This window comes from Klebsiella planticola ATCC 33531 (genome assembly GCF_000735435.1).
GTDB lineage: Bacteria > Pseudomonadota > Gammaproteobacteria > Enterobacterales > Enterobacteriaceae > Klebsiella > Klebsiella planticola.
In genome coordinates this window covers 388,631-410,883 of sequence record NZ_JMPP01000014.1, presented here as the reverse complement: position 1 = coordinate 410,883, position 22,253 = coordinate 388,631, and the positions used below count along the sequence as shown (strand labels likewise).

The following is a 22,253-nucleotide window of genomic DNA, read 5'->3' as shown; positions in this document are numbered from 1 at the left end:
GTTCATCCAGTTATCAAGCCAGCTGGCGCAACATGCGTCGCAGTGGCTCGGCGGCGCCCCACAAGAGCTGGTCACCGACGGTGAAAGCCGACAGGTATTCCGGCCCCATATTCAGCTTACGCAGACGACCCACTGGCGTGGTCAGGGTGCCGGTGACGGCGGCCGGGGTCAGCTCACGCATCGTAATATCACGATCGTTCGGTACGACTTTGGCCCACGGGTTGTGTGCGGCCAGCAGTTCTTCCACGGTCGGGATAGAGACATCTTTTTTCAGTTTGATAGTAAACGCCTGGCTGTGGCAGCGCAGCGCGCCAACGCGTACACACAGGCCATCGACCGGAATGACTGACGAGGTGGCGAGAATTTTGTTTGTCTCAGCCTGACCTTTCCACTCTTCGCGGCTCTGGCCGTTATCCAGCTGCTTGTCGATCCATGGGATCAGACTGCCTGCCAGCGGCACGCCAAAGTTATCCACCGCCAGGTCGCCGCTGCGGGTCAGCGCCGTCACTTTGCGTTCGATATCCAGAATGGCGGACGCCGGGTTCGCCAGCTCTGTCGCCACGTGGCTATGCAGCTGGCCCATCTGGGTCAGCAGCTCACGCATGTGGCGCGCCCCGCCGCCGGATGCCGCCTGGTAAGTGGCCACGCTCACCCACTCCACGAGATCCTGGGCAAACAGGCCGCCGAGGGACATCAGCATCAGGCTGACGGTACAGTTGCCGCCAACAAACGTTTTCACGCCATTATTCAGACCGGCGGTAATCACATCCTGGTTTACCGGATCAAGAATAATGATGGCGTCGTCTTTCATGCGCAGCGAAGAGGCGGCGTCAATCCAGTAACCCTGCCAGCCGCTTTCACGCAGCTTCGGATACACGTCGTTGGTATAATCCCCGCCCTGGCAGGTCACAATAATGTCCAGTGCCTTCAGCGCGTCCAGATCAAACGCGTCCTGCAGCGTACCGCCGGTGCTGCCACCAAAAGAGGGAGCCGGCTGCCCCAGCTGAGAGGTGGAGAAAAAAACAGGGCGAATGGCGTCGAAGTCGCGCTCTTCAACCATGCGTTGCATGAGTACAGAGCCGACCATTCCGCGCCAGCCGATAAAACCAACATTTTTCATAACGTATTTCCTGGGAGATGTGTGCTGTTTGTGCCTAGCCAGTTTCCTGCTGGATCATCCCTCACATTACAAAATGCTGCTAAAGTCGCAAGTGAAATTAATCAATGATTGCGCGGCAATCAGAAAAGCAACTTATTGAACGCAGTTTCTGCCGACATCGGTACCCAGAAAAACCGCAAAGATTATCGGGGAAATGGTCGTGGGAAGGGAATATTTTCCGCCGCTTTTTTATTGATCTGGATTATGGATCTGCGCAGAAATTTAGCGATATCGCGCCGGTGGAGAAAGCGGAGAAAACCAGGCCTGATACGGCCTTATGAGGATTAATCCTTTCGTCTCATCGCTCAGCAGAGACGTTTTTTTTACGCTATTGGAGGGGCGATTTGCCCGGCCTCGCGTCGCTCGGCCGGACAATCTCAGCGGCGTTTAGCTTAACAACGTAAACGCGATCATACCGACGATGGCACCGGTAGTGCCGAGGATAGTTTCCATCATCGTCCAGGTTTTCAGCGTCTGCGCTTCGGTGGCGCCGGTAAATTTCCCGAACAGCCAGAAACCGGCGTCGTTCACGTGGCTCACTACGATGGAACCGCCCGCGATACAGATGGAGAGCGCCGCCATCTGCGCACCGCTGTAGTTCAGCTGCTCGATGACCGGCATGACCAGCCCTACGGCCGTTAAGCAGGCAACGGTCGCAGAACCCTGGATAATACGCACCGCCGCCGCCAGCACGAAGCAGGTAATGGCGATAGGTAATCCCATGCCCGTCAGCGCTTCACCGAGCGCCGGCCCTACGCCGGAGTCAACCAGCACCTGTTTGAAGACGCCGCCGGCGCCGATAACCAGCAGGATAATCCCCGCAGGCTGCAGCGCATGACCGCAGATCTCCATCACCCGATCTTTCGCCATCCCCTGACGTATCGCCAGACCATAGATAGCCACCAGACATGCGACCAGAATCGCGGTGAACGGATGGCCGATAAACTCAAACCATTCGTAAGCGCTGGAGCCAACCGGCACAAAACGCGCGGCGATGGTTTTCAGCCCCACCAGCACCAGCGGCAGGAGAATCAGCGACAGGCTAAAGGCAAAAGACGGCATCTTGCCTTCACCCAGGCTTGGTTCGCTAATATCGTCAGGAATATGCAGCTCAACGTAGCGGCTGATGAAGTTGCCCCACAGCGGCCCGGCGATAATCATTCCCGGAATCGCCGCACACAGACCAATCAGGATCATCCAGCCAAAGTCAGCATGCATTTGCGATGCCAACAGCATCGGCGCCGGCCCGGGCAGCAGGAACGCCGCCGCGGCCGCCACGCCTGCAAACAGCGGGATAACCAGTTTCACCAGGTTGGTACCGGTATGGCGCGCCATGGAGAAGGCCACGCTGATCAGCAGCACGATCGCCACTTCAAAAAACAGCGGCAGCGCGCAGATAAGACCGGCGAGGCCAATCGCGTAATGAGCGCGGCTGTGGCCGAAAGATTTCAACATCTTGACGGCAATCTGATCGACAGCGCCGGTTTCATGAAGAATCTTGCCAAACATCGCCCCGAGTGCCACGACGATCGCCAGGAAGCCCAGCGTCCCGCCCATCCCTTTTTCCATCGTCGCCGCAATTTTATCCAGCGGCATTCCGGAAAAGAGACCGGCACCAATAGAAACCACCATCAAAGCCACGAAAGCATGCATACGCGCCTTCATGACTAAAAACAGCAGCAGCAAAACGGAGCCCACTGCTGTTAAAACAAGCGTTAATGTACTCACTAGTTACTGCCTTTGTTGATCACCTCAATGGTGCTCGCGACCACGCCTTCCAGCGATTGATCAATATCGACGATTAAAACATCGCCTTCGTCTGCGCCAGGTTCCTGCAGCGTTTCAAACTGGGTCACCAGCATCTGGGTTTTAAAGAAATGGCCTTTACGCGCTTTCAGACGGCTTTCAATCAGGTCGAAATCGCCTTTCAGGTAGACGAAAGAGAGATTCGGATTGCCCTTACGAAGAATATCGCGATAGCTCTTTTTCAGAGCGGAACAGACGATCAGCGAGACTTTATTTGTACGCTGCATGGCAAAAGCGGCGTCGTTCAGCGCCTGCAGCCACGGTGTACGATCATCGTCGTTTAACGGTTCGCCGGAGGCCATCTTGTTGATGTTGCTACGCGGGTGCAGAAAGTCACCATCGAGAAACGCGGCATGCAGCTGATGCGCCACTTCGCTGGCGACAGCGGATTTACCACTGCCGGAAACGCCCATCAGGACATAGACGTGGTGATCATGGTTAGTCGTGCTCAAAGCTTCCTCCCACTGGACACATATACCAAGCCGTACTGGCTGCAAGAATACAGCGTGAAAGACTCGTATACAGATTGATTGTTACGGGTAACTGTTATCGGTAACATTGTCATGCCGGACTCAGGGATAAGCAATCACCATTCGTGCCAGAAATGAATATGTGTGATCTACTTCAAACTTGTCAGTCTAAATTGATCCGCCCGGTGACAATGTGAAACCTAAATCTAACATCTTCGGCGTCACGACTTCACCCCGAATGCGGGCCAGCAGCCGTTCGGCTCCAATGCGTCCCATTCGCTCGCGCGGGGTCAGCACGCTGGCCAGCCGCGGTTCCATCACCTGCCCAATATCATGGCCGTGGAAACCGGCGATCGCCATATCGTCCGGAATTTTCAATCCCAGGCGCTGACACTCAAAAGCGGCACCGACCGCAAGGTCATCGTTGGTACAGAAGATCCCATCGAGCTGCGGATATTCGCGACGCGCCTGGCGCATCAGCTCGATCCCTGACGAATAGGACGAAGATTGTTCAACCATCACGCTATACGGCGTCATGCCGGCATCGCGCATCGCCTGTTCATATCCCTTTTGCTTGATGATAGTACGTTCATCAAGACGCGCCCCCAGATACGCCACGTGGCGATGGCCGCGGGCAATAATCGCTGCGGTCATCTGGCGTGCGGCATCAAAGTTATCAAAACCGACGGCGATATCGAGGCACGGCGACTGGCTGTCCATCAGTTCAACCACCGGGATACCGGCAACTTCGATCATTTTCAGCGTGCGAGGGGTATGGGTACGTTCGGTGAGAATCAGGCCATCAATGTTCCATGAGAGCATGGATTCGAGACGCTTTTCTTCCATTTCCGGCTTATAGCCGTAGTGCGCGAGCATCGTCTGGTAGCCGAAGGCATCGGTGACGCTTTCAATTCCACGCAGCACTTCCGAGAAGACCTGGTTGGTCAACGAGGGCAGCAGCACACCAATAGCGCGACTGGTGGCATTAGAGAGGATATCAGGCGCACGATTGGGAATGTAACCCAGTTCATCGAGTGCAGCGGCAATCTTGCCACGCAGGGCCTCGGAAACCTGTTCCGGGTTACGTAAAAAGCGACTGACCGTCATTTTGGTCACGCCGACAAGATCGGCTACATCCTGCAGTACGGGTCTTTTCTTTTTCATCGTCCTGACTGTGATAACGGGGGAGACATTTTCCCAGTTTATCACGGACAAAGCGCAACCTTCCCAAACATCCGGGAAGGCTGCGCAATTTATTTACCCATCTGCACAACGGAATCAGACCGGCGGCAGATCGAACAGCAGGATCTCGCTATCGCTGTCGGCGTGTACGGAAATCGCCTGCTCGTCCCAAATCGCCAGGCCATCGCTGGTGGTCGCTTTGGTACCGTTAATCGTCACTTCGCCTTTCACCACCTGGATCCACACGCGGCGTTCCGCGGCAATCTGATGTACCGACTGTTCATCTTTCAGCAGCGCCCAGCGGTACAGTTCCATATCCTGGTGCACTTTCAGTGAACCGTCACGAGCATCCGGCGACAGAACCAGCTGTTTGCCCTGCAGAGCATCAAAGCGACGCTGTTCGTAGCGCGGAGTGATGCCGTTTTCTTCTGGCATAATCCAGATCTGGTACAGATGCAGTTTTTCTGTCTCGCTTGGGTTGTACTCGGAGTGACGGATCCCGGTACCTGCGCTCATGATCTGGAACTCGCCCGCCGGAACCTGCTCTTTGTTACCCATGCTGTCCTGATGCTCAACCGCCCCTTCCAGCACGTAGGTCAGGATTTCCATATCTTTGTGCGGATGGGTACCGAAGCCCTGGCCGGCATCAATCACGTCATCATTGATAACCCGCAGTGCCGAGAAGCCCATGAAATTCGGGTCATAATAGTTAGCGAAAGAGAAAGTATGCCAGGAATCCAGCCAGCCGTGGTTAGCGTGGCCGCGTTCGTTAGCTTTGCGTAAGTAGATCATGTTGCACCCCCGTATGTTTTCGATGGAGTCAGTGTGGACTCAATCTGCTCACGATCATAGAGGGTGAAAATTGACTCCTCTGTTCAAAAAATATGAATAATTACAGAGGAGCCAGGAAGGCTTATTTATCTAAGGTTATCGTGGCCGGAGAGGGCTGTTCAAATCCGCGTCCGAGGATCTCCATATTCGTGAGAACGTCAGATTCCTTGACGTAATTTGGCTGACCGTTAACGAGGGTTTCATACAGCGCATCATAGACCAGCCCATAGTCGCCGGTTTCAATCGGGATCTCTTCCCGCACGGTTTCACCAGCTTCATTGACGTACTCCAGCAGGCCAAACGTATCGTCCGCGCCGAATCCTGGCTCACCCGGCATAATATTGGCTTTCAGGCTGGTTTCCTGCCGATCGATACCATATTTGATAAACGAACCTTGATGGCCGTGAACGATAAACCTCGGGTACGCCAGCTTCACCAGGTGGCTGGTTTTAACAATGGCCTTCAGGTCGCCGTAGAACAGCTGGGCTTCAAACGTGTCATCCGGGTTGGCTTTGTTGCGCAGGCTGCGGATGTCATAAGCCACGTGGTCCGGGCGGCCAAACAGCGAGATGAGCTGATCCAGCGTATGCACGCCAAGACCGTAAAATGTGCCATCCTGCGGGACTCCGGGCTGGGTTTCTGCGACCGGGCGATAGAGGTCAAAATGGCTCTCAACTTCCACGATCTCACCCAGTTTGCCGCTCTCAATCACCTTTTTCATCGTCAGGAAACAGGAATCAAAGCGGCGGTTCTGGTATGGCGTCACCGTCAGTCCCCGACTCTTCGCCAGTGCAAAGAGCGCCTTTGCCTCTGCTAGCGTGGAGGTAAACGGTTTTTCTACCAGCACATTTTTACCTGCTTCCAGCGCCCGCTTTGCATATTCGAAATGGCTGTCCGCATGGGTACAGACGATCACTAGTTTTACCTGCGGGTCGTTGAGCACTTCGTCGAGGTCGCTGGTGAAATGAATATGAGAATACTGCGGCGCCTGCTCCTGCGGCTTCGCGCTGCGGCGATAGATATGCGCGACGCGCCAGCGGTCTTTGCGGTGCAGAACATAAGGAAGATGGTAGCGGGTCGTGCTTTTGCCAAACCCAATAAATGCGCAGTGCAGAGTCATACAGCCGTCCTTTGTTGAGGTTTCTGCTGCTCACCATAGCGCACCCCGGCGACGAACTTAACTCTTAACCCATTCAAGATGGTGGAAATGACCGGCAAAAAAGCCCAAAAAAAAAGCCAGCACCTGGCTGGCTAAAGTAATACTGGAAGCAATGTGAGCAATGTCGTGCTTTCAGGCTTTCCGCAAGGGTCTCCCTGAATGCAGGACAATAATAATCATTCTCATTCGCACTTGTCTACCTCTTTTTGCAAAAATTAGGCGTTGACGCATTTTTTAAACTCAGGGATGTTTAAAAGGCCAATAAAGTGGATGAAGACCGCGATGCCGCGGCACAGGAGAAGAGGAATGAGTGACATAGTGATACGCCACGCCGAACCGCGCGATGCAGAACCTTTACGCCAGCTGACGGCTCACCCGGAGGTCTATCACGACACACTACAGCTTCCTCACCCCTCGATGGAAATGTGGCAAGAACGTCTACAGCCCAGGCCTCACAGCCACCATCTGGTCGCCACTCTTGACCATAGCGTCGTCGGTCACCTGATGCTCAGCGTCGAGCCGCGGCCTCGCCGGAGCCACGTTGCCACCTTCGGAATGAGCGTTGACGCAGCATTCCACGGACGTGGAGTGGGCAGCGCGCTGATGCGCGAGATGATCAACCTGTGTGATAACTGGCTGCGCATCGAACGTATCGAGCTAACGGTATTTGCCGATAATTCATCCGCGCTGGCGCTATACCGGAAGTTCGGTTTTGAAATTGAAGGAACCGGCAGGAAATTTGCCCTGCGCAACGGCAAGTATGTGGATGCGCATTTCATGGCGCGCCTCAAGTAACCACTCAGCATTGCCCGGCGGCGCTATGCCTACCGGGCCCGTGATTGTGCATCATTCTGTAGGCCGGGTAAGGCGTCAGCCGTCGCCCGGCGTGTTATCCGCAGTTCCCCAAAATCTCCGCGCTACCGGCCAGGCGATGAACCTGGGAGACGGTAAATCCCCCCATTATGGACAATCGGGAATTTGCCCGGCGGCGCAAAGCTTACCGGGCCTGTGGCTTGCCCCTGGCAAATCAATCAGTAGCCCGCCGTCAAATCACCGGGCGAGCGCGGATCGGACGCGCCATACAGCGTCCCGTCCGGGCCCACCATAATGCTCTGGGTACTGCCCATCGCCTCTTTCAGCGCCACTTTCTGCCCTTTCTGCTCCAGCAGCTTCAGCGTATCCGGGCTAAACCCCTTCTCCACCCGCAGCTCATCCGGCAGCCACTGATGATGGAAGCGCGGCGCATTGGTGGCTTCCGCCACGTTCATCCCGAAATCAATGGTGTTGACCACCATCTGCAGTACGGTGGTAATAATGCGGCTGCCGCCCGGACTACCGGTCACCAGCCAGGTTTTCCCCTCTTTCACCACGATAGTCGGCGACATCGACGACAGCGGACGTTTTTTCGGCCCGACGGCGTTGGCATCGCCGCCCACCAGCCCATAGACATTCGGCACGCCAGGTTTCGCCGAGAAGTCATCCATCTGGTTGTTCATCAGTATCCCGGAGCTACCCGCCACAATACCGGTCCCGAAGGTGGTATTGAGCGTATAGGTGACCGCCACCGCGTTACCCTCTTTATCCACCACCGAGAAATGGGTGGTCTGGTTACTTTCATACGGCGCCAGTTTGCCCGGACGAATCTGGCTCGAAGGTTTGGCTTTGTTGATATCAATCTGTTCAGCAATCGATTTGGCGTAGGCTTTGTTGGTGAGCGCTTGCCACGGTACTTTGACAAAGTCCGGATCGCCGAGATACTCCGAGCGGTCGGCATAGGCATGCTTTTCAGCTTCCGCCATGACCTGCATGGCGTCTGCACTGCCGAAGCCATATTTATGCATGTCGAAGTTTTCGAGGATATTGAGGATCTGTACGATGTGGATCCCCCCGGATGAAGGCGGTGGCATCGAAAACACCTGATAACCGCGATACTCGCCGCTTATCGGCGTACGCTCGACCGCCTTGTAGCCGGCAAGGTCGGCTTTGGTGATCAGGCCGCCGTTTTTGTGCATTTCGTCGGCAATCTGATCGGCAATCGTCCCTTTATAAAAGGCATCCGGGCCATGCTCCGCGATCAGCTCAAGGCTTTTGCCCAGCTGTTTTTGCACCAGTTTGTCGCCTTTCTTCAGCGGCTCGCCGTTTTTCCAGAAGATGGCTTTACTGTTCGGGTGACTGGGGATGACTTCACTCCCGTAGGTCTTCAGATCGTCGGCCAACGCATCGTTCACCGTGAAGCCCTCTTCCGCCAGCTTAATCGCCGGGCGGATCACCTTGTTCAGCGGCATGGTGCCGTATTTTTCCAACGCTAATGAGAAGCCCGCCACGGTGCCCGGCGTACCGGAAGCCAGATGCGAAGTGAGCGATTTTTTGCTATCCGGGTTGCCCTGATCGTCAAGGAACATATCCCGGGTGGCCTGCTCAGGCGCCATTTCGCGAAAATCAATCGCCGTCGTTTTACCGTCTTTGGTCCGCAGCATCATAAATCCACCGCCGCCAATATTACCGGCCTGTGGATGCGTGACCGCCAGCGCATAGCCCACCGCCACCGCGGCATCGACGGCGTTACCGCCCTGACGCAGAATATCCACCCCGACGCGGGTTGCCATCGCATCCACCGAGGCAACCATCCCCTCCCGGGCACGAACCGGGTGAAAGACATCTTCTTCTACACCATAAGAAACGGGCGGCGGGGTGGGATTTGCGGCGACGGTAAAACTTCCGCCGGCCAGCAAAGCAGCGATGACCACCTGACGCCAGGAACGCGTGTTTATCATTGTCTTACTCCTGAAGTGTTTTTTTTCCCCGCTTAAGCCTGGTTGATAAGTCCTAAAAAATCATTGTTATGCCGAAAAGGAGGTACACTTAAGTGATCCCACGCACGGGAGGAGAGAACCATGAAAGCACTGTTATTTCTGGCGGCGCTGCTGCCGCTAAGCGTCCTGGCACAGCCACTCAACACCACCAATAATCCCAACCATCCAGGGTACGTCATCCCCAGCCAGCAGCGGATGCAAAATCAGATGCAGGTGCAACAGCAGCAGCACCAAAGCATGCTGAAGCAGGATATGCAGAGCCAGACACGCGCCCAGCAACAGCATCTCCAGACGCAGCTCAACAACAACCAGCAGCGGGTCATTCAGAGCGGTAATTTGAATTCGTCGCAGCAGATGTTGCCGAATAACAACGGAGGGATGTTGCAACGGCAGACGACGCCATAACGGCCGTCTGCCGGTGGATCAGGCCTGGAAGTCAGGACCGATGACATCAATGGCATCGGTACAAATGCAGTCCACGCCCCAGCGCAACAGCTCAGCCGCCCGCTGGGGTTTGTTGACGGTATAGACGAGGATGTGCAGGCCCGCGGCCTTCAGGCTTGCCACTCGCGACTCATCCAGCAGTTTATGGTTAAGGTGGATCGAAACGCACTCCAGGCGCGTGGTCAGCTCGCGCCAGTCCTCGCGCCACTCATCCAGCAGCAGCCCGCGCGGCAGCTCAGGCACCGCCTGCTGCGCCGCCTCCAGCGCGTCAATTTCAAACGATGAGAGCAGCGGCGGCGTCATCCCCTGCCACAGCTCACGGGCCGCCAGCGCCACCGCTTTCCCGGTGAGCGGCCCGGTGCCGGTCGTTGGTTTAATCTCGATATTCGCCATCATGCCGTGCTGACGACAGCGTTCGGCAACCTCGGCCAGCAGCGGCAGCGGCTCGCCTTTGAATTCATGGCTATACCAGCTTCCGGCATCGGCTTTCAGCAGTTCGCTCCAGGCCAGCTCGCCGGCGACGCCCCAGCCGTTGCTGGTGCGCTCGAGATGGTCATCGTGCAGCAAAAAAATCTGTCCGTCTTTCGATAGCTTGGCGTCAAACTCGATCATCGTATGCCCGAAACGGGCGCCGACGTCGATGGCCGCCAGGGTGTTTTCCGGCGCCAGTTTCCCGCCGCCACGATGGGCGACGATGTGAGGATAAGGCCAGTGACTCATGCGCGTTGTCCTGTTTCACCATCAAAGAGGTGCAGATGATCCTCGGGCAGATGCAGCCACAGCGTGCTGCCTGCTGACGGACGCTGCTGATGCGGCAGCCTGACCACCAGTTTCTGCTCGCCCCAGCGACCGTGGGCAAGGTTATCGGCACCTAAAATTTCCAGCGTATCCATCACCAGCGGTACGCCACCTTCCGCCTGGGAGCTTAATGCAAAATGCTCGGGGCGGATACCTAACGTCATCTTACGCCCGGCATGGCGGCGATGCTCGCCATTCATCGGTAAACGCAGGCCGCCTTCCAGTTCAAAACGACGACCATCTTCGCTGATGCGCCCGTCCAGCAGGTTCATCGCCGGACTGCCAATAAAGCTCGCCACAAAGCGGCTGGCCGGTTTCTCGTACACCTCGACGGGGGTGCCAATTTGTTCGGCAATACCTTTATTCATGACCATCACCCGCTGGGCAAGCGTCATCGCTTCCACCTGGTCATGCGTGACGTACAACGAGGTGGTTTTCAGACGACGATGCAGCTGCTGAAGTTCAAGACGCATCTGGACGCGCAGCTTGGCATCGAGGTTCGATAGCGGTTCATCAAACAGAAATACCGCCGGGTCGCGCACGATGGCGCGGCCCATCGCCACACGCTGGCGCTGACCGCCGGAGAGCTCGCGCGGGCGGCGCTTGAGTAGCCCGTCCAGCTCCAGAATGCGCGCCGCTTCCTGCACCCGTTCGGCGATCAGGCCTTTGCCCATACCGCGTATTTTTAGCCCCCAGGCCATGTTCTCTTCCACGCTCATGTGCGGGTAAAGCGCGTAGTTCTGAAACACCATCGCGATCCCGCGATCCTTCGGTTCCATCTCGGTCACACGCTGGCGGTTAATCCAGATATCGCCGCTGGTCACGCGTTCAAGCCCGGCGACCATGCGCAGCAGCGTTGATTTCCCGCAGCCGGACGGTCCGACCATGACGATAAATTCCCCATCCGCGACGTCCAGCGTCAGCGGTTGAATCACCTGGGTTTTGCCATCCCAGCTTTTGGTTACAGCCTGTAGTTTTAAACCTGCCATTTTATTTCTCACTGTCCACTAAACCACGCACAAACGCCCGCTGCATGGCTAAAACGATAACGACCGGGGGAATCAGCGTCAGCAGCATCGCGGCCATCACCTGATTCCACTGCGTGGTGCCTTCTCCGGTGGCGATCATGCCTTTGATACCCGCCACTGCGGTGCCAAGATTGACGTCCTGAATAATCAACAGCGGCCACAGATATTGGTTCCAGCCGTAGATAAAGGTGATAACAAACAGGGCCGCGAGATTGGTTTTCGACAGCGGCAGCACGATGTCGCGGAAAAAGCGCATCGGTGAGGCGCCATCGATACGCGCCGCTTCAATCAGCTCGTCCGGCAGGGTCATAAAGAACTGGCGGAACAGGAAGGTGGCGGTCGCCGAGGCCATCAGCGGTAGCGTCAATCCGGCATAGCTGTCGAGCATCTTCAAATTGGCGATCACTTCCACGGTGGGAAAGATACGTACCTCAACCGGTAGCATCAGGGTAATAAAAATCATCCAGAAGAAGAGGTTACGCAGCGGAAAGCGGAACCAGACGATGGCGAATGCGGAGAGCATCGACACCACGATTTTGCCCACCGTGATGCTGAAGGCCATGATGAAGCTGTTGAGCATCATCAGCCAGAATGGCGCGCTGTTCACGCCAACGCCCTGAGTCCAGATGGTCGCCATATTTTCCAGCAGATGTCCGCCGGGAATCAGCGTCATCGGCGTCTCAAAAACGGCTTTGTTATCCAGCGTCGCGGCAACAAACGCGACATACAGCGGGAACAGGATCACGGCGATCCCCGCAATCAGCATGGTGTGGCTGAAAATCGTCAGCCCGCGACGGTTCTCAATCATTGGTAGCGCACCTTACTTTCAACGTAGCGGAACTGAACGACCGTCAGCACAATCACCAGCAACATCAGAACCACCGACTGGGCGGCGGACGCCGACAGGTCGAGCCCGGCGAAACCTTCGCGATAGATCTTATAAATCAACGTAGTGGTTGCCTGTACCGGGCCGCCGGCGGTGGCGGCATCGATCACCGGGAAGGTATCGAAGAAGGCGTAGACCAGGTTGACCACCAGCAGGAAAAAGCTGACCGGCGCAATCAACGGCAGCGCCAGTTTAAAGAAGCGGCGAATCGGCCCGGCGCCGTCAATGGCGGCAGCCTCAACCAGCGAGCGCGGGATCGACTGCAATGCAGCGAAGAAAAACAAAAAGTTATAGCTGATCTGCTTCCACACCGAGGCAAAGACCACCAGGAACATCGCCTGGCCGCTGTTCTGCGCATGGTTCCAGTCGTAGCCCATCTCGCCGAGGAAATGGGTTATCAGCCCACGACCGGGGTTAAAGAGGAAAATCCACAGTACCGCCGCCACCGCTGGTGCTACGGCATAGGGCAGCAGCATCAGGGTTTGATAAAAGCGGCTGCCGCGCACGACATAATCCACCAGCGCAGCAAAGAACAGAGAAATCATCAGCCCGCTGAAAGTCACCAGGCTACTGAACTTGATGGTGGTCCAGAACGAGTCCAGATAGTACGGGTCGTGGAACAGGGTCACGAAGTTGTCCAGGCCAACGAACTGGCTGGAAAGACCAAACGGATCGACGCTCTGTAGTGAGTACCACAGCGCTTCGCCCGCGGGCCAGATAAAGAAAATAATGGTGATAATCAGCTGCGGCGCGACCAGCACATAAGGCAGCCAGCGCGAGCGGAATACCGGACGGGATGATGACATAGATGGACTCTTTTCCAGAAATCGCCGGGTGGCAGCTTCGCCTTACCCGGCCTACACATGGCACGTCGTCGGCCCGGTGAACATAGCGCCACCGGGCATTTCAACTATTACGATTTAGTTGATTGCTCGAAGCGGCGCAGCAGTTGGTTACCACGTTCTACCGCTGAATCCAGCGCCTGTTGTGGCGTCTTCTTCCCGGTCCACACGCTTTCCAGCTCCTCATCCACAATGGTGCGGATCTGCGGCATGTTGCCCAGACGCAGCCCTTTGGTGAACGGCAACGGCGGCTTGTTCAACATCTGACGAGTGGCAATATCGGCGCCAGGATTCTTATCGTAGAAGCCATGCTGGCGGGTCAGGTCATAAGCGGCGGTGGTAATCGGCAGGTAGCCGGTTTTCTGATGCCATTCCGCTGCGATTTCCGGTTTAGCGAGGAATTCCAGGAATTTCGCCACCCCGGTGTAAGTCTCTTTATCTTTACCCTGCATCACCCACAGGCTGGCCCCGCCGATAATGGCGTTCTGCGGCGCACCCTTCACGTCGGCGTCGTACGGCATCATCCCCACGCCGTAGTTGAACTTCGCGTACTGGCGGATATCGGCCAGCGAACCGGAAGAGGCGGTTGTTATCGCGCAGTCCCCGTTATAGAACTTCTCGGTAGACTCATCTTTACGCCCGAAGTAGCTGAAATCACCCTTCTTGTTCATCGCTTCCAGCATGGCGATATGCTTGACCTGCTCCGGCTTGTTGAACTCCAGAACCGCATCAGTCCCGTCGAAGCCGTTGTTTTTGGTCGCCACCGGCAGGCCATGCCAGGCGCTGAAGTTTTCAATCTGAATCCAGCCCTGCCAGCCGCTGGCATAACCGCACTTCATCCCGGCAGCTTTCAGCTTATCGGTATAGGCCGCCAGCTCTTGCCAGGTTTTCGGCGGCTGATCCGGGTCTAAACCGGCTTTTTTGAAGGCATCTTTGTTGTAGTACAGCACCGGCGTGGAGCTGTTAAACGGCTGGGAGAGCAGATGACCACTTTTGGAATCGGTGTAGTAACCGGAAACCGTCGGGACGAACTGCGATTCATCAAACTTGATACCCGCATCGCTGAACACCTGATACACCGGCTTAATGGCTTTCGAAGCCATCATTGTCGCAGTACCCACTTCATAAACCTGAAGGATCGCCGGCGCATTGCCGGTACGGAATGCCGCAATGCCGGCACTCAGGCTCTGTTCATAGTTACCTTTGTACACCGGCGTAATTTTATAATCCGGATTGGCCGCGTTGAAACGTTGCGCCAGAGAATCAACTTCTTTACCCAACTCCCCTTCCATGGAATGCCAGAACGGAATATTGGTCACTGCCAACGCCTGACCGGCACATGCCAGGCTGAGCGCCAGTCCTAAAGCTGTATGTCGTAACGATATCATCGGTTATCTCTCTTGTTGTTCCAGATGCGCGATTTCACGCGTTTTATGTTCGCGGGGGTAACATGACATGCTCGAATTACAGAAAAATAACTTTTTTATTACAAAAAAAAGATAGTAACGCGTCAGAGAGATGGCAAGACGATGAAGGATTGGAGACAGGAAAGTGGGAGCTGAGGCACGTATAGGGGGCGGAACGGTTCCCGGGGTCGGCGCAGGCGCCTCGCCCGGGTGATGAGTGCAGTTTGTCGCCCGGCCAGACCTGGCGCCGCCGGGGAAAATAACGAATTAGCCGCCCAGATAGGCGCTACGCACCGCCTCGTTAGCCAGAAGCCGCTCGCCGGTGTCTTCCAGCACGACGTGACCGTTTTCCAGCACATAGCCGCGGTCAGCCAGCTTCAGCGCCTGGTTGGCGTTCTGCTCGACAAGGAAGATAGTCATCCCCTGTTCGCGCAGCTGTTCGATGGTGTTGAAAATCTGCTGGATGATGATCGGCGCCAGTCCCAGCGAGGGTTCGTCAAGCAGCAGCAGGCGCGGCTGGCTCATCAGCGCCCGACCAATCGCCAGCATCTGCTGCTCGCCGCCGGACATGGTGCCCGCACGTTGAATACGGCGTTCAAGCAGACGCGGGAACAGTTCGTAAACCCACTTAATACGGCTCTGGAACTGGTCTCGATCGGCAAAAAAACCGCCCATCGCCAGGTTTTCTTCAACGGTCATACGCGAAAAGACGCGCCGCCCTTCCGGGACAATCGCTACCGCTTCACGCATGATTTTTGCGGTCTGCCAGTCGGTAATATCTTTCCCATCGAAGACCACTTTTCCGCTGGAAGCCCGCGGATCGCCGCACAGGGTACCCAGCAGCGTGGTTTTCCCCGCGCCGTTGGCACCGATCAGGGTCACGATTTCCCCCTGATTAATATGCAGACTGACGTTATGTAGCGCCTGAATCTTGCCGTAGTGGGCGCTTACGTTGTCAAAAGATAACATCACTTTTTCCATACTTATGCCTCACCAAGGTATGCGCGGATCACGTCCGGGTTATTGCGGATCTCTTCCGGCGTACCGTTAGCCAGCGGCGTGCCCTGATTGACCACATAAATACGATCGGAAATGCCCATCACCAGCTTCATATCGTGCTCAATCAGCAGGATGGTGGTGTTGTGATGACTGCGCAGCTCGGCGATCAGCTCGTCCAGCTCTTTGGTCTCTTTCGGGTTCAGACCGGCCGCCGGTTCATCCAGCATCAGGATTTCCGGCTGGGTCACCATACAGCGGGCAATCTCCAGACGCCGCTGGTCGCCATAGGCCAGGTTACTGGCCTGGCGGTTAGCATGCTCCAGCAGGCCAATACGCTCCAGCCAGGTCGCGGCGCGATCCAGCGCTTCGCTCTGCGCGCGGCGGAAGGACGGGGTTTTCAGCAAGCCGGAGAAGACCCCGGTTTTCAGCTGCTGATGTTGCGCCACCAGCAGGTTTTCAATCACCGTCATTTCGCGGAACAGACGCACGTGCTGGAAGGTACGGACCACGCCCATCCGGGCGATCTGCTGTCCCGGCAGCCCTTCCAGGTGCTGATCGCGCAGCATGATGGTCCCGCCGGTCGGCTTATAAAAACCGGTCAGGCAGTTGAAGACCGTGGTTTTCCCGGCGCCGTTAGGGCCAATCAGCGACACGATCTCCTGCGGGCGCAGCTCCAGCGACACGTTGTTGACCGCCAGCAGGCCGCCAAAGCGCATCATCAGGCCGCTGACGGATAATAATGGCTGACTCATGCCTGCTCTCCTTTCGCCTGACCTTTTTTCAGCTTCAGCTGCGGACGCGTCATCGGCAGCAGACCCTGCGGACGCCAGATCATCATCAGCACCATCAAACCACCCAGCATCAGCATGCTGTATTCGTTGAAATCACGCATCAGCTCGCGCGATACCACCAGCAGCACCGCGGCGAGAATGACCGCAAACTGCGAGCCCATCCCACCCAGAACCACAATCGCCAGCACGAAAGCCGACTCGGCAAAGGTGAAGGATTCCGGGCTGACAAAGCCCTGGCGCGCGGCGAACAGCGTACCGGCAAAACCGGCAAACGCGGCGCTGATGGTAAAGGCGGTCAGCTTGATGCGCGTCGGGCTAAGGCCCAGCGAACGGCAGGCAATTTCGTCTTCACGCAGCGCTTCCCACGCGCGTCCCAGCGGCATACGCAGCAGGCGGTTAATCACAAACAGCGACAGCACCACCAGCAGCAGCGCCACCAGATAAAGGAAAATCACCCGATCGCCCGGGTCGTACTTCAGGCCGAAGAAGTTACTGAAAGTATCCCAGCCGCCTTCACGGGCGCTGCGGCTAAACTCAAGGCCAAACAGCGTCGGTTTTGGAATCTGGCTGATGCCGTTGGGACCACCGGTGATTTCGGTGTTATTAAGCAGCAAAATACGCACGATTTCGCCGAAGCCAAGCGTGACGATCGCCAGATAGTCGCCGCGCAGACGCAGCACCGGGAACCCCAGCAGGAAGCCCGCGGCGGCGGACACCAGCCCTGCCAACGGCAGACAGGTCCAGAAGCCAAGACCGTAATAGTGGTTCAGCAGCGCAAAGGTGTAAGCGCCGATGGCGTAGAAGCCGCCATAGCCCAGCACCAGCAGGCCGGACAGCCCCACCACCACGTTCAGCCCAAGACCGAGAATGATATAGATCATGGTCAGGGTGGCGATGTCCACCGTCCCGCGCGACACCATAAACGGCCACGCCACGGCGATAACCAGCAGCGCTATCAGGAACAGCTTCTGCTTGACCGTCGAACCGTCGATAGCCGGCATAACAAACTTCGGCCCGGAGACATTTTTCAGGGTTTTCTGGAACAGCGGACGCATCAACTGGAAGAAGAAGACCACCGCGGTGCCGATGAAGATCCACTGCCAGCGGATATCGGCGGCGGTATCCACAACCAGTTTGGTGCCATCCAGCTCCAGCTGTACGCCCATAAACACGCCAGCCAGGACAAAGAACATCGCCGCAGACAGCAGCGACATAGCAATATGCATCGGTTTCATACTTTCTCGACCTCCGGGCGACCCAGAATGCCGGTAGGCATCACCAACAGCACCAGAATCAACAGGGCAAAGGAGACGACGTCTTTATATTCCGTGCTGAGATAGGCAGACGAAAGCGCTTCGGCAATACCGAGGATCAGACCGCCGATCATCGCCCCCGGGATACTGCCGATCCCACCCAGTACCGCAGCGGTAAAGGCTTTCATCCCGGCCATAAAGCCGATATACGGGTTAATAACGCCGTAGAACTGGCCCAGCAGTACACCTGCTACCGCCGCCATTGCCGCGCCGATAACAAACGTCAGGGCAATCACCCGGTCGGTATTGATACCGAGCAGGCTCGCCATTTTGAGGTCTTCTGCGCAGGCGCGGCAGGCGCGGCCCATGCGTGAATAGCGGATAAACAGCGTCAGTGCCAGCATCGCCACAAAAGTCACGACCCAAATCACCAGCTGCATCGTGGTGACGGTCGCGGCGAAGTTTTCGCTGCTGCCGATAATCCACTGGCCGTTAAACAGACTCGGCAGCGCGATATCGCGCGAACCTTCCGTCAGGCTGACGTAGTTTTGCAGGAAAATGGACATCCCGATGGCGGAAATCAGCGCAATCAGACGCTTGGAGCTGCGCACCGGCCGGTAGGCCACGCGTTCAATGCTCCAGCCGTAGGCGCTGGCGATAATAATCGCCCCGATAAACCCGGCGGCCACCAGCAGCCAGCTGGTATCAATCCCCATCATCATGAGGGCGGCGATGATCATGAAGGAGACGTAGCTGCCAATCATGTATACCTCGCCATGGGCGAAGTTAATCATGCCGATAATGCCGTACACCATCGTATAGCCGATGGCGATCAGCGCATAGGTACTGCCCAGCGTGACGCCGTTAAACATCTGCTGCAGAAAGTAGAGAAACTGCTCGGACATAAGGTAACCTTTTTCATGCCGCCCGCTTCACGCGGGCGGTGGGATAACGCATCTTATTTTGCGACAGAGGATGATCCATCCGCATGCCACTGGAAGACACCAAACTCAAATCCCTTCAAATCGCCTTTTTCGTCCCAATTCAGCGGCCCAATCACGGTTTTCGCTCCGTGAGCTTTCAGATCTTTGATTAAGTCCAGCGGCTCCTGACTGCTGCTTCTGTCCATCGCCTGCGCCAATGACTGCACGGCGGCGTAGGTGATCCAGACATACGGACCGCTCGGATCTTTCTTCTCTGTTTTCAGCGCCTCAACGATAGCGCTGTTCGCCGGATCCTGGTCATAGCGTTTCGGCATTGTTACCAGCATGCCTTCCGCTGCTGCGCCGGCAATATTTGACAGCGACGCGTTGCCGACACCCTCAGGTCCCATAAAGACGGTTTTCAGCCCCACGGAGCGAGCCTGACGCAGCATCTGCCCCATTTCAGGGTAGTAGCCGCCATAATAAACGAAGTCGATATTTTCTTTTTTCAGGCGCGCCAGCAGCGCGGAGAAATCTTTCTCCCCCGCGGTGATGCCATCAAAGAAGACGATATTAGCGTTGCCTTTCTTCAGGCTCTCCTGGACGGATCGCGCCAGACCTTCGCCGTACTGCTGTTTGTCATGGATGATGGCGATACGCTGTGGTTTTACTTTCTCCAGGATGTATTTGGCGGCGGTCGGCCCCTGTGCGGAGTCCAGGCCAGCCGTACGCATGATGTACTGATAGCCGCGCTGGGTCAGTTCCGGGTTCGTCGCGCCCGGAGAGATCATCAGAATGCCTTCATCTTCATAGATATCGGAGGCAGGCTGGGTAGAAGAGGAGCACAGATGGCCGATGACGTACTTGATGCCTTCATTAACAATTTTGTTCGCTACCGCAACGGCCTGTTTCGGGTCGCAGGCATCGTCGAACTCAACGCCAACCAGCTTATCGCCTTTAATTCCGCCCTGCGCGTTAATGTCTTTAATGGCCTGCCGCGCGCCGTTGAACTCCATGTCGCCCCACTGAGCTACCGGACCGGACATCGCGCCGACGACGGCGACTTTAATATCCTTAGCCATGACCGCGTGAGACATCGTCAGTGCAACGAATCCCGCAATAATGGTTTTTGCGTTCCTTTTCATGCTTCAGAACCCCGTTCGTGATGTGGTGTAAATATTTTGTATTTTTATGGTTAAAAAGCATTCTGTGCTTTTATTAAACAACGCTACTTTTACCATTATCTTTAATGGTTTAGCGATGTTTTTTGCCTGAATTGGGATTAAAATCTCTATTTTTCAGGCGATTAAGCAAAGATAATATTCTGTATTAAAGCGAAGATAAACAAAAAAAAGTCCTCTTCACAGCATAAAATAACGATACATAAGGCGGAATAAAACGCTGCACATTAGGTTAAAATTCTGCTTATTTTTCGATCCATGACGGATTGCTCTACTCTGCACTCATCAAAAGAACGAATCCCCTAATGAATGGATAAAAAACAGCGCCCCTTCCGACAGCAAATTTGGGTACACTGCCCCATCCGTTTTGACTGGACTTGTCGCGCATGAAACTGACCATTATTCGATTACCGCTTTTCAGCGATCAGGATCGCATCGACTTAGGGAAAATCTGGCCGTCGCAGGATCCCGACGATATCCCTCTGGACGATCGTCACCGAATTTACGCCGCCCGCTTTAACGAACGTCTGCTGGGCGCCGTGCGCGTCACGCTACGCGGCAATGAAGGCGAGCTCAGCGCGCTGTGCGTACGCGAAGTCACCCGTCGGCGCGGCGTCGGGCAATATTTAGTCGAAGAGGTGCTGCAGGACAATCCGCAGATCGAGCGCTGGCGGGTCAGTAATGCGGGGGTGGAAGATAACGCGGTGATGTCCGCCTTTATGCAGGCGCTGGGTTTTAGTGCGCAGCAGAGTGGTTGGGAAAGAGCGCTCCGGTAAACGCCGCATCGCCAGAGGAAAATCCCGGATTACGGCGTAAACGCCTTATCCGGGCTACCTCTAACCGTTGCCCCGGTAAGCGGAGCGCCACCGGGGAAATCCCCGGGTTACGACATCAACGCCTCCCCCGGCGACCTCTAACCGTAGCCCCGGTAAGCGGAGCGCCACCGGGGAAATCCCCGGGTTACGACATCAACGCCTTCCCCGACGACCTCTAACCGTAGCCCCGGTAAGCGGAGCGCCACCGGGGAAATCCCCGGGAGTTGACATCAGTAACTGACCGGGGTTGAAGAACGCCGCCAACGAACCTGCGGCGCGAGAGGCGAAGGTTAAATTATTTGGCGTCGGTTGCCGTACCATCAGCATGCCAGGTAAACACGCCGAACTCGAAGCCTTTCAGATCGCCTTTCTGATCCCAGGAGAGCGGCCCCATAACGGTATCTACAGAGTTGGCCTTCAGGTATTTCGCGATCGCCGCCGGGTCTTCGGACTGATTCAGGCCAGCCTGCAGCGACTGAATTGCCGCGTAGGTTGTCCAGACGAAGGCGCCGCTCGGATCCTGTTTCTTCGCCTTAATCGCGTCCACAATCGGTTTGTTCGCCGGGACCTGGTCGTAGTTCTTCGGTTTCGTGACCAGCATGCCTTCCGCAGACTGACCGGCAATGTTAGACAGGGAGACGTTGGCGACGCCCTCCGGTCCCATAAACTGCGTTTTCAGACCTGCCGCGCGGGACTGACGCAGAATCTGCCCCATTTCCGGGTGGTAGCCGCCGTAATAGACGAAGTCGATATTTTCTTTCTTCAGGCGCGCAACCAGGGTAGAGAAATCTTTCTCCCCGGCGGTGATGCCGTCAAAGAACACCACGTTGGCACCGCCCTTCTTCAGACCATCCTGCACCGCACGCGCCAGACCTTCACCATATTGCTGTTTGTCGTGAACGATAGCGATGCGCTGAGGTTTGACCTTCTCGATAATGTATTTCGCCGCCGTCGGCCCCTGGTCAGAATCGAGACCGGTGGTACGCAGAATCATTTTATAGCCGCGTGCGGTCAGCTCCGGCGCTGTCGCGGCCGGGGTAATCATCAGAACGCCTTCGTCTTCATAGATATCGGACGCCGGCTGGGTAGAGGACGAGCACAAATGGCCGATAACGTACTTAATGCCATCGTTAATCACTTTGTTGGCGACGGCCACCGCCTGTTTCGGGTCGCAGGCATCATCATATTTAACGATCTGCAGCTTGTTACCTTTGATCCCACCCTTCGCGTTAATATCGGCAACCGCCTGCTCAGCACCGGTAAACTCCTGGTCACCGTACTGGGCCACCGGGCCAGACATCGCGCCAACCACGGCAATTTTGATATCTTCCGCAAACGCGGCATTGCTCATAATCAAGGCGATACATCCTGCCAGCAGCGCTTTACCCTTCATGTTCATCCTGAGGCTCCCCATTATTATGGTTTTTTGCATTTGTTGTGATGTTGTTTGTTAGCGCATTATTCTAA

The 22,253-nt window shown here is 56.1% G+C and carries 21 protein-coding genes; 3 read left to right on the top strand and 18 right to left on the bottom strand.

All coding sequences use genetic code 11. From position 1 onward, the window contains the following. Positions 1–13 precede the first annotated feature (13 nt). From asd to GRPL_RS19450, 6 genes are all read right to left on the bottom strand, one after another. Positions 14–1,120, bottom strand: coding sequence for an aspartate-semialdehyde dehydrogenase (gene asd / locus GRPL_RS19420; RefSeq protein ID WP_004868528.1), 1,107 nt, complete (start codon positions 1,118–1,120; stop codon positions 14–16). 426 nt (positions 1,121–1,546) lie between these two features. After that, positions 1,547–2,887, bottom strand: coding sequence for a gluconate transporter (gntU, locus tag GRPL_RS19430; RefSeq protein WP_032690426.1), 1,341 nt, complete (start codon positions 2,885–2,887; stop codon positions 1,547–1,549). Then, positions 2,887–3,417: a gluconokinase gene (gntK, locus tag GRPL_RS19435; protein WP_004868532.1), complete on the bottom strand. Its 531-nt coding sequence runs from the start codon at positions 3,415–3,417 to the stop codon at positions 2,887–2,889. The genes gntU and gntK overlap by 1 nt, the downstream gene beginning before the upstream one ends. Positions 3,418–3,603: 186 nt before the next feature. After that, positions 3,604–4,599, bottom strand: coding sequence for a gluconate operon transcriptional repressor GntR (gene gntR / locus GRPL_RS19440; protein WP_004868533.1), 996 nt, complete (start codon positions 4,597–4,599; stop codon positions 3,604–3,606). Positions 4,600–4,713: 114 nt separating this feature from the next. Next, a complete protein-coding gene (gene yhhW, locus GRPL_RS19445) occupies positions 4,714–5,409 on the bottom strand; it encodes a quercetin 2,3-dioxygenase (protein ID WP_032690425.1) in 696 nt (231 codons plus the stop codon). 121 nt (positions 5,410–5,530) lie between these two features. Beyond that, positions 5,531–6,568 (bottom strand): oxidoreductase, encoded by a 1,038-nt coding sequence (locus GRPL_RS19450; protein WP_032698651.1) that lies wholly within the window; start codon positions 6,566–6,568, stop codon positions 5,531–5,533. Between the two features lie 357 nt (positions 6,569–6,925). Between GRPL_RS19450 and yhhY the strand changes: the two genes are divergently transcribed. Continuing rightward, positions 6,926–7,402, top strand: coding sequence for an N-acetyltransferase (gene yhhY, locus GRPL_RS19455; protein WP_162180063.1), 477 nt, complete (start codon positions 6,926–6,928; stop codon positions 7,400–7,402). Between the two features lie 236 nt (positions 7,403–7,638). On the opposite strand, the gene ggt is transcribed toward yhhY, so the two are convergent. Continuing rightward, entirely contained in the window at positions 7,639–9,381 is a 1,743-nt protein-coding gene (ggt, locus tag GRPL_RS19460) for a gamma-glutamyltransferase (protein WP_032690422.1), read from the bottom strand. Between the two features lie 120 nt (positions 9,382–9,501). Between ggt and GRPL_RS19465 the strand changes: the two genes are divergently transcribed. Beyond that, positions 9,502–9,825: a DUF2756 family protein gene (locus tag GRPL_RS19465; protein WP_032698649.1), complete on the top strand. Its 324-nt coding sequence runs from the start codon at positions 9,502–9,504 to the stop codon at positions 9,823–9,825. Positions 9,826–9,843: 18 nt separating this feature from the next. Here GRPL_RS19465 and ugpQ read toward each other — a convergent pair whose 3' ends face one another. The 10 genes from ugpQ to livK form a co-directional block, all read right to left on the bottom strand. Beyond that, the gene (gene ugpQ, locus GRPL_RS19470; protein WP_032698648.1) at positions 9,844–10,584 is read right to left on the bottom strand and encodes a glycerophosphodiester phosphodiesterase; all 741 of its coding nucleotides are present in this window, start codon (positions 10,582–10,584) and stop codon (positions 9,844–9,846) included. After that, complete coding sequence (locus GRPL_RS19475) at positions 10,581–11,651, bottom strand: sn-glycerol-3-phosphate import ATP-binding protein UgpC (RefSeq protein WP_032690420.1); 1,071 nt, start codon at positions 11,649–11,651, stop codon at positions 10,581–10,583. The genes ugpQ and GRPL_RS19475 overlap by 4 nt, the downstream gene beginning before the upstream one ends. A gap of 1 nt (position 11,652) precedes the next feature. Beyond that, positions 11,653–12,498, bottom strand: coding sequence for a sn-glycerol-3-phosphate ABC transporter permease UgpE (ugpE, locus tag GRPL_RS19480; RefSeq protein ID WP_032698646.1), 846 nt, complete (start codon positions 12,496–12,498; stop codon positions 11,653–11,655). After that, entirely contained in the window at positions 12,495–13,382 is an 888-nt protein-coding gene (gene ugpA, locus GRPL_RS19485) for a sn-glycerol-3-phosphate ABC transporter permease UgpA (protein WP_032690419.1), read from the bottom strand. The genes ugpE and ugpA overlap by 4 nt, the downstream gene beginning before the upstream one ends. Positions 13,383–13,489: 107 nt before the next feature. Next, the gene (gene ugpB / locus GRPL_RS19490) at positions 13,490–14,806 is read right to left on the bottom strand and encodes a sn-glycerol-3-phosphate ABC transporter substrate-binding protein UgpB (RefSeq protein WP_032698644.1); all 1,317 of its coding nucleotides are present in this window, start codon (positions 14,804–14,806) and stop codon (positions 13,490–13,492) included. A gap of 285 nt (positions 14,807–15,091) precedes the next feature. Further along, positions 15,092–15,805, bottom strand: a complete 714-nt coding sequence (livF, locus tag GRPL_RS19495) for a high-affinity branched-chain amino acid ABC transporter ATP-binding protein LivF (protein ID WP_094898159.1) — start codon at positions 15,803–15,805, stop codon at positions 15,092–15,094. A gap of 2 nt (positions 15,806–15,807) precedes the next feature. Continuing rightward, entirely contained in the window at positions 15,808–16,575 is a 768-nt protein-coding gene (gene livG / locus GRPL_RS19500; RefSeq protein ID WP_032690417.1) for a high-affinity branched-chain amino acid ABC transporter ATP-binding protein LivG, read from the bottom strand. Next, complete coding sequence (gene livM, locus GRPL_RS19505; RefSeq protein ID WP_032690416.1) at positions 16,572–17,849, bottom strand: branched chain amino acid ABC transporter permease LivM; 1,278 nt, start codon at positions 17,847–17,849, stop codon at positions 16,572–16,574. The genes livG and livM overlap by 4 nt, the downstream gene beginning before the upstream one ends. Next, complete coding sequence (livH, locus tag GRPL_RS19510; protein ID WP_004868550.1) at positions 17,846–18,772, bottom strand: high-affinity branched-chain amino acid ABC transporter permease LivH; 927 nt, start codon at positions 18,770–18,772, stop codon at positions 17,846–17,848. The genes livM and livH overlap by 4 nt, the downstream gene beginning before the upstream one ends. A 53-nt stretch (positions 18,773–18,825) precedes the next feature. After that, the gene (gene livK / locus GRPL_RS19515) at positions 18,826–19,935 is read right to left on the bottom strand and encodes a high-affinity branched-chain amino acid ABC transporter substrate-binding protein LivK (protein ID WP_032696920.1); all 1,110 of its coding nucleotides are present in this window, start codon (positions 19,933–19,935) and stop codon (positions 18,826–18,828) included. A gap of 422 nt (positions 19,936–20,357) precedes the next feature. Between livK and panM the strand changes: the two genes are divergently transcribed. After that, entirely contained in the window at positions 20,358–20,747 is a 390-nt protein-coding gene (panM, locus tag GRPL_RS19520) for an aspartate 1-decarboxylase autocleavage activator PanM (protein WP_032690414.1), read from the top strand. A gap of 334 nt (positions 20,748–21,081) precedes the next feature. Here panM and livJ read toward each other — a convergent pair whose 3' ends face one another. Continuing rightward, positions 21,082–22,185, bottom strand: coding sequence for a branched chain amino acid ABC transporter substrate-binding protein LivJ (gene livJ, locus GRPL_RS19525; RefSeq protein ID WP_094898160.1), 1,104 nt, complete (start codon positions 22,183–22,185; stop codon positions 21,082–21,084). Between the last annotated feature and the right edge of the window lie 68 nt (positions 22,186–22,253).

Coding starts and splice junctions, on each gene's coding strand:
- GRPL_RS19450 (WP_032698651.1), bottom strand. CDS start 6,568: ATGACTCTGCACTGCGCATTTATTGGGTTTGGCAAAAGCACGACCCGC.
- yhhW (WP_032690425.1), bottom strand. CDS start 5,409: ATGATCTACTTACGCAAAGCTAACGAACGCGGCCACGCTAACCACGGC.
- asd (WP_004868528.1), bottom strand. CDS start 1,120: ATGAAAAATGTTGGTTTTATCGGCTGGCGCGGAATGGTCGGCTCTGTA.
- livM (WP_032690416.1), bottom strand. CDS start 17,849: ATGAAACCGATGCATATTGCTATGTCGCTGCTGTCTGCGGCGATGTTC.
- livH (WP_004868550.1), bottom strand. CDS start 18,772: ATGTCCGAGCAGTTTCTCTACTTTCTGCAGCAGATGTTTAACGGCGTC.
- ugpE (WP_032698646.1), bottom strand. CDS start 12,498: ATGATTGAGAACCGTCGCGGGCTGACGATTTTCAGCCACACCATGCTG.
- livF (WP_094898159.1), bottom strand. CDS start 15,805: ATGGAAAAAGTGATGTTATCTTTTGACAACGTAAGCGCCCACTACGGC.
- livK (WP_032696920.1), bottom strand. CDS start 19,935: ATGAAAAGGAACGCAAAAACCATTATTGCGGGATTCGTTGCACTGACG.
- livJ (WP_094898160.1), bottom strand. CDS start 22,185: ATGAACATGAAGGGTAAAGCGCTGCTGGCAGGATGTATCGCCTTGATT.
- ugpQ (WP_032698648.1), bottom strand. CDS start 10,584: ATGAGTCACTGGCCTTATCCTCACATCGTCGCCCATCGTGGCGGCGGG.
- panM (WP_032690414.1), top strand. CDS start 20,358: ATGAAACTGACCATTATTCGATTACCGCTTTTCAGCGATCAGGATCGC.
- livG (WP_032690417.1), bottom strand. CDS start 16,575: ATGAGTCAGCCATTATTATCCGTCAGCGGCCTGATGATGCGCTTTGGC.
- GRPL_RS19475 (WP_032690420.1), bottom strand. CDS start 11,651: ATGGCAGGTTTAAAACTACAGGCTGTAACCAAAAGCTGGGATGGCAAA.
- ggt (WP_032690422.1), bottom strand. CDS start 9,381: ATGATAAACACGCGTTCCTGGCGTCAGGTGGTCATCGCTGCTTTGCTG.
- ugpB (WP_032698644.1), bottom strand. CDS start 14,806: ATGATATCGTTACGACATACAGCTTTAGGACTGGCGCTCAGCCTGGCA.
- ugpA (WP_032690419.1), bottom strand. CDS start 13,382: ATGTCATCATCCCGTCCGGTATTCCGCTCGCGCTGGCTGCCTTATGTG.
- gntR (WP_004868533.1), bottom strand. CDS start 4,599: ATGAAAAAGAAAAGACCCGTACTGCAGGATGTAGCCGATCTTGTCGGC.
- GRPL_RS19465 (WP_032698649.1), top strand. CDS start 9,502: ATGAAAGCACTGTTATTTCTGGCGGCGCTGCTGCCGCTAAGCGTCCTG.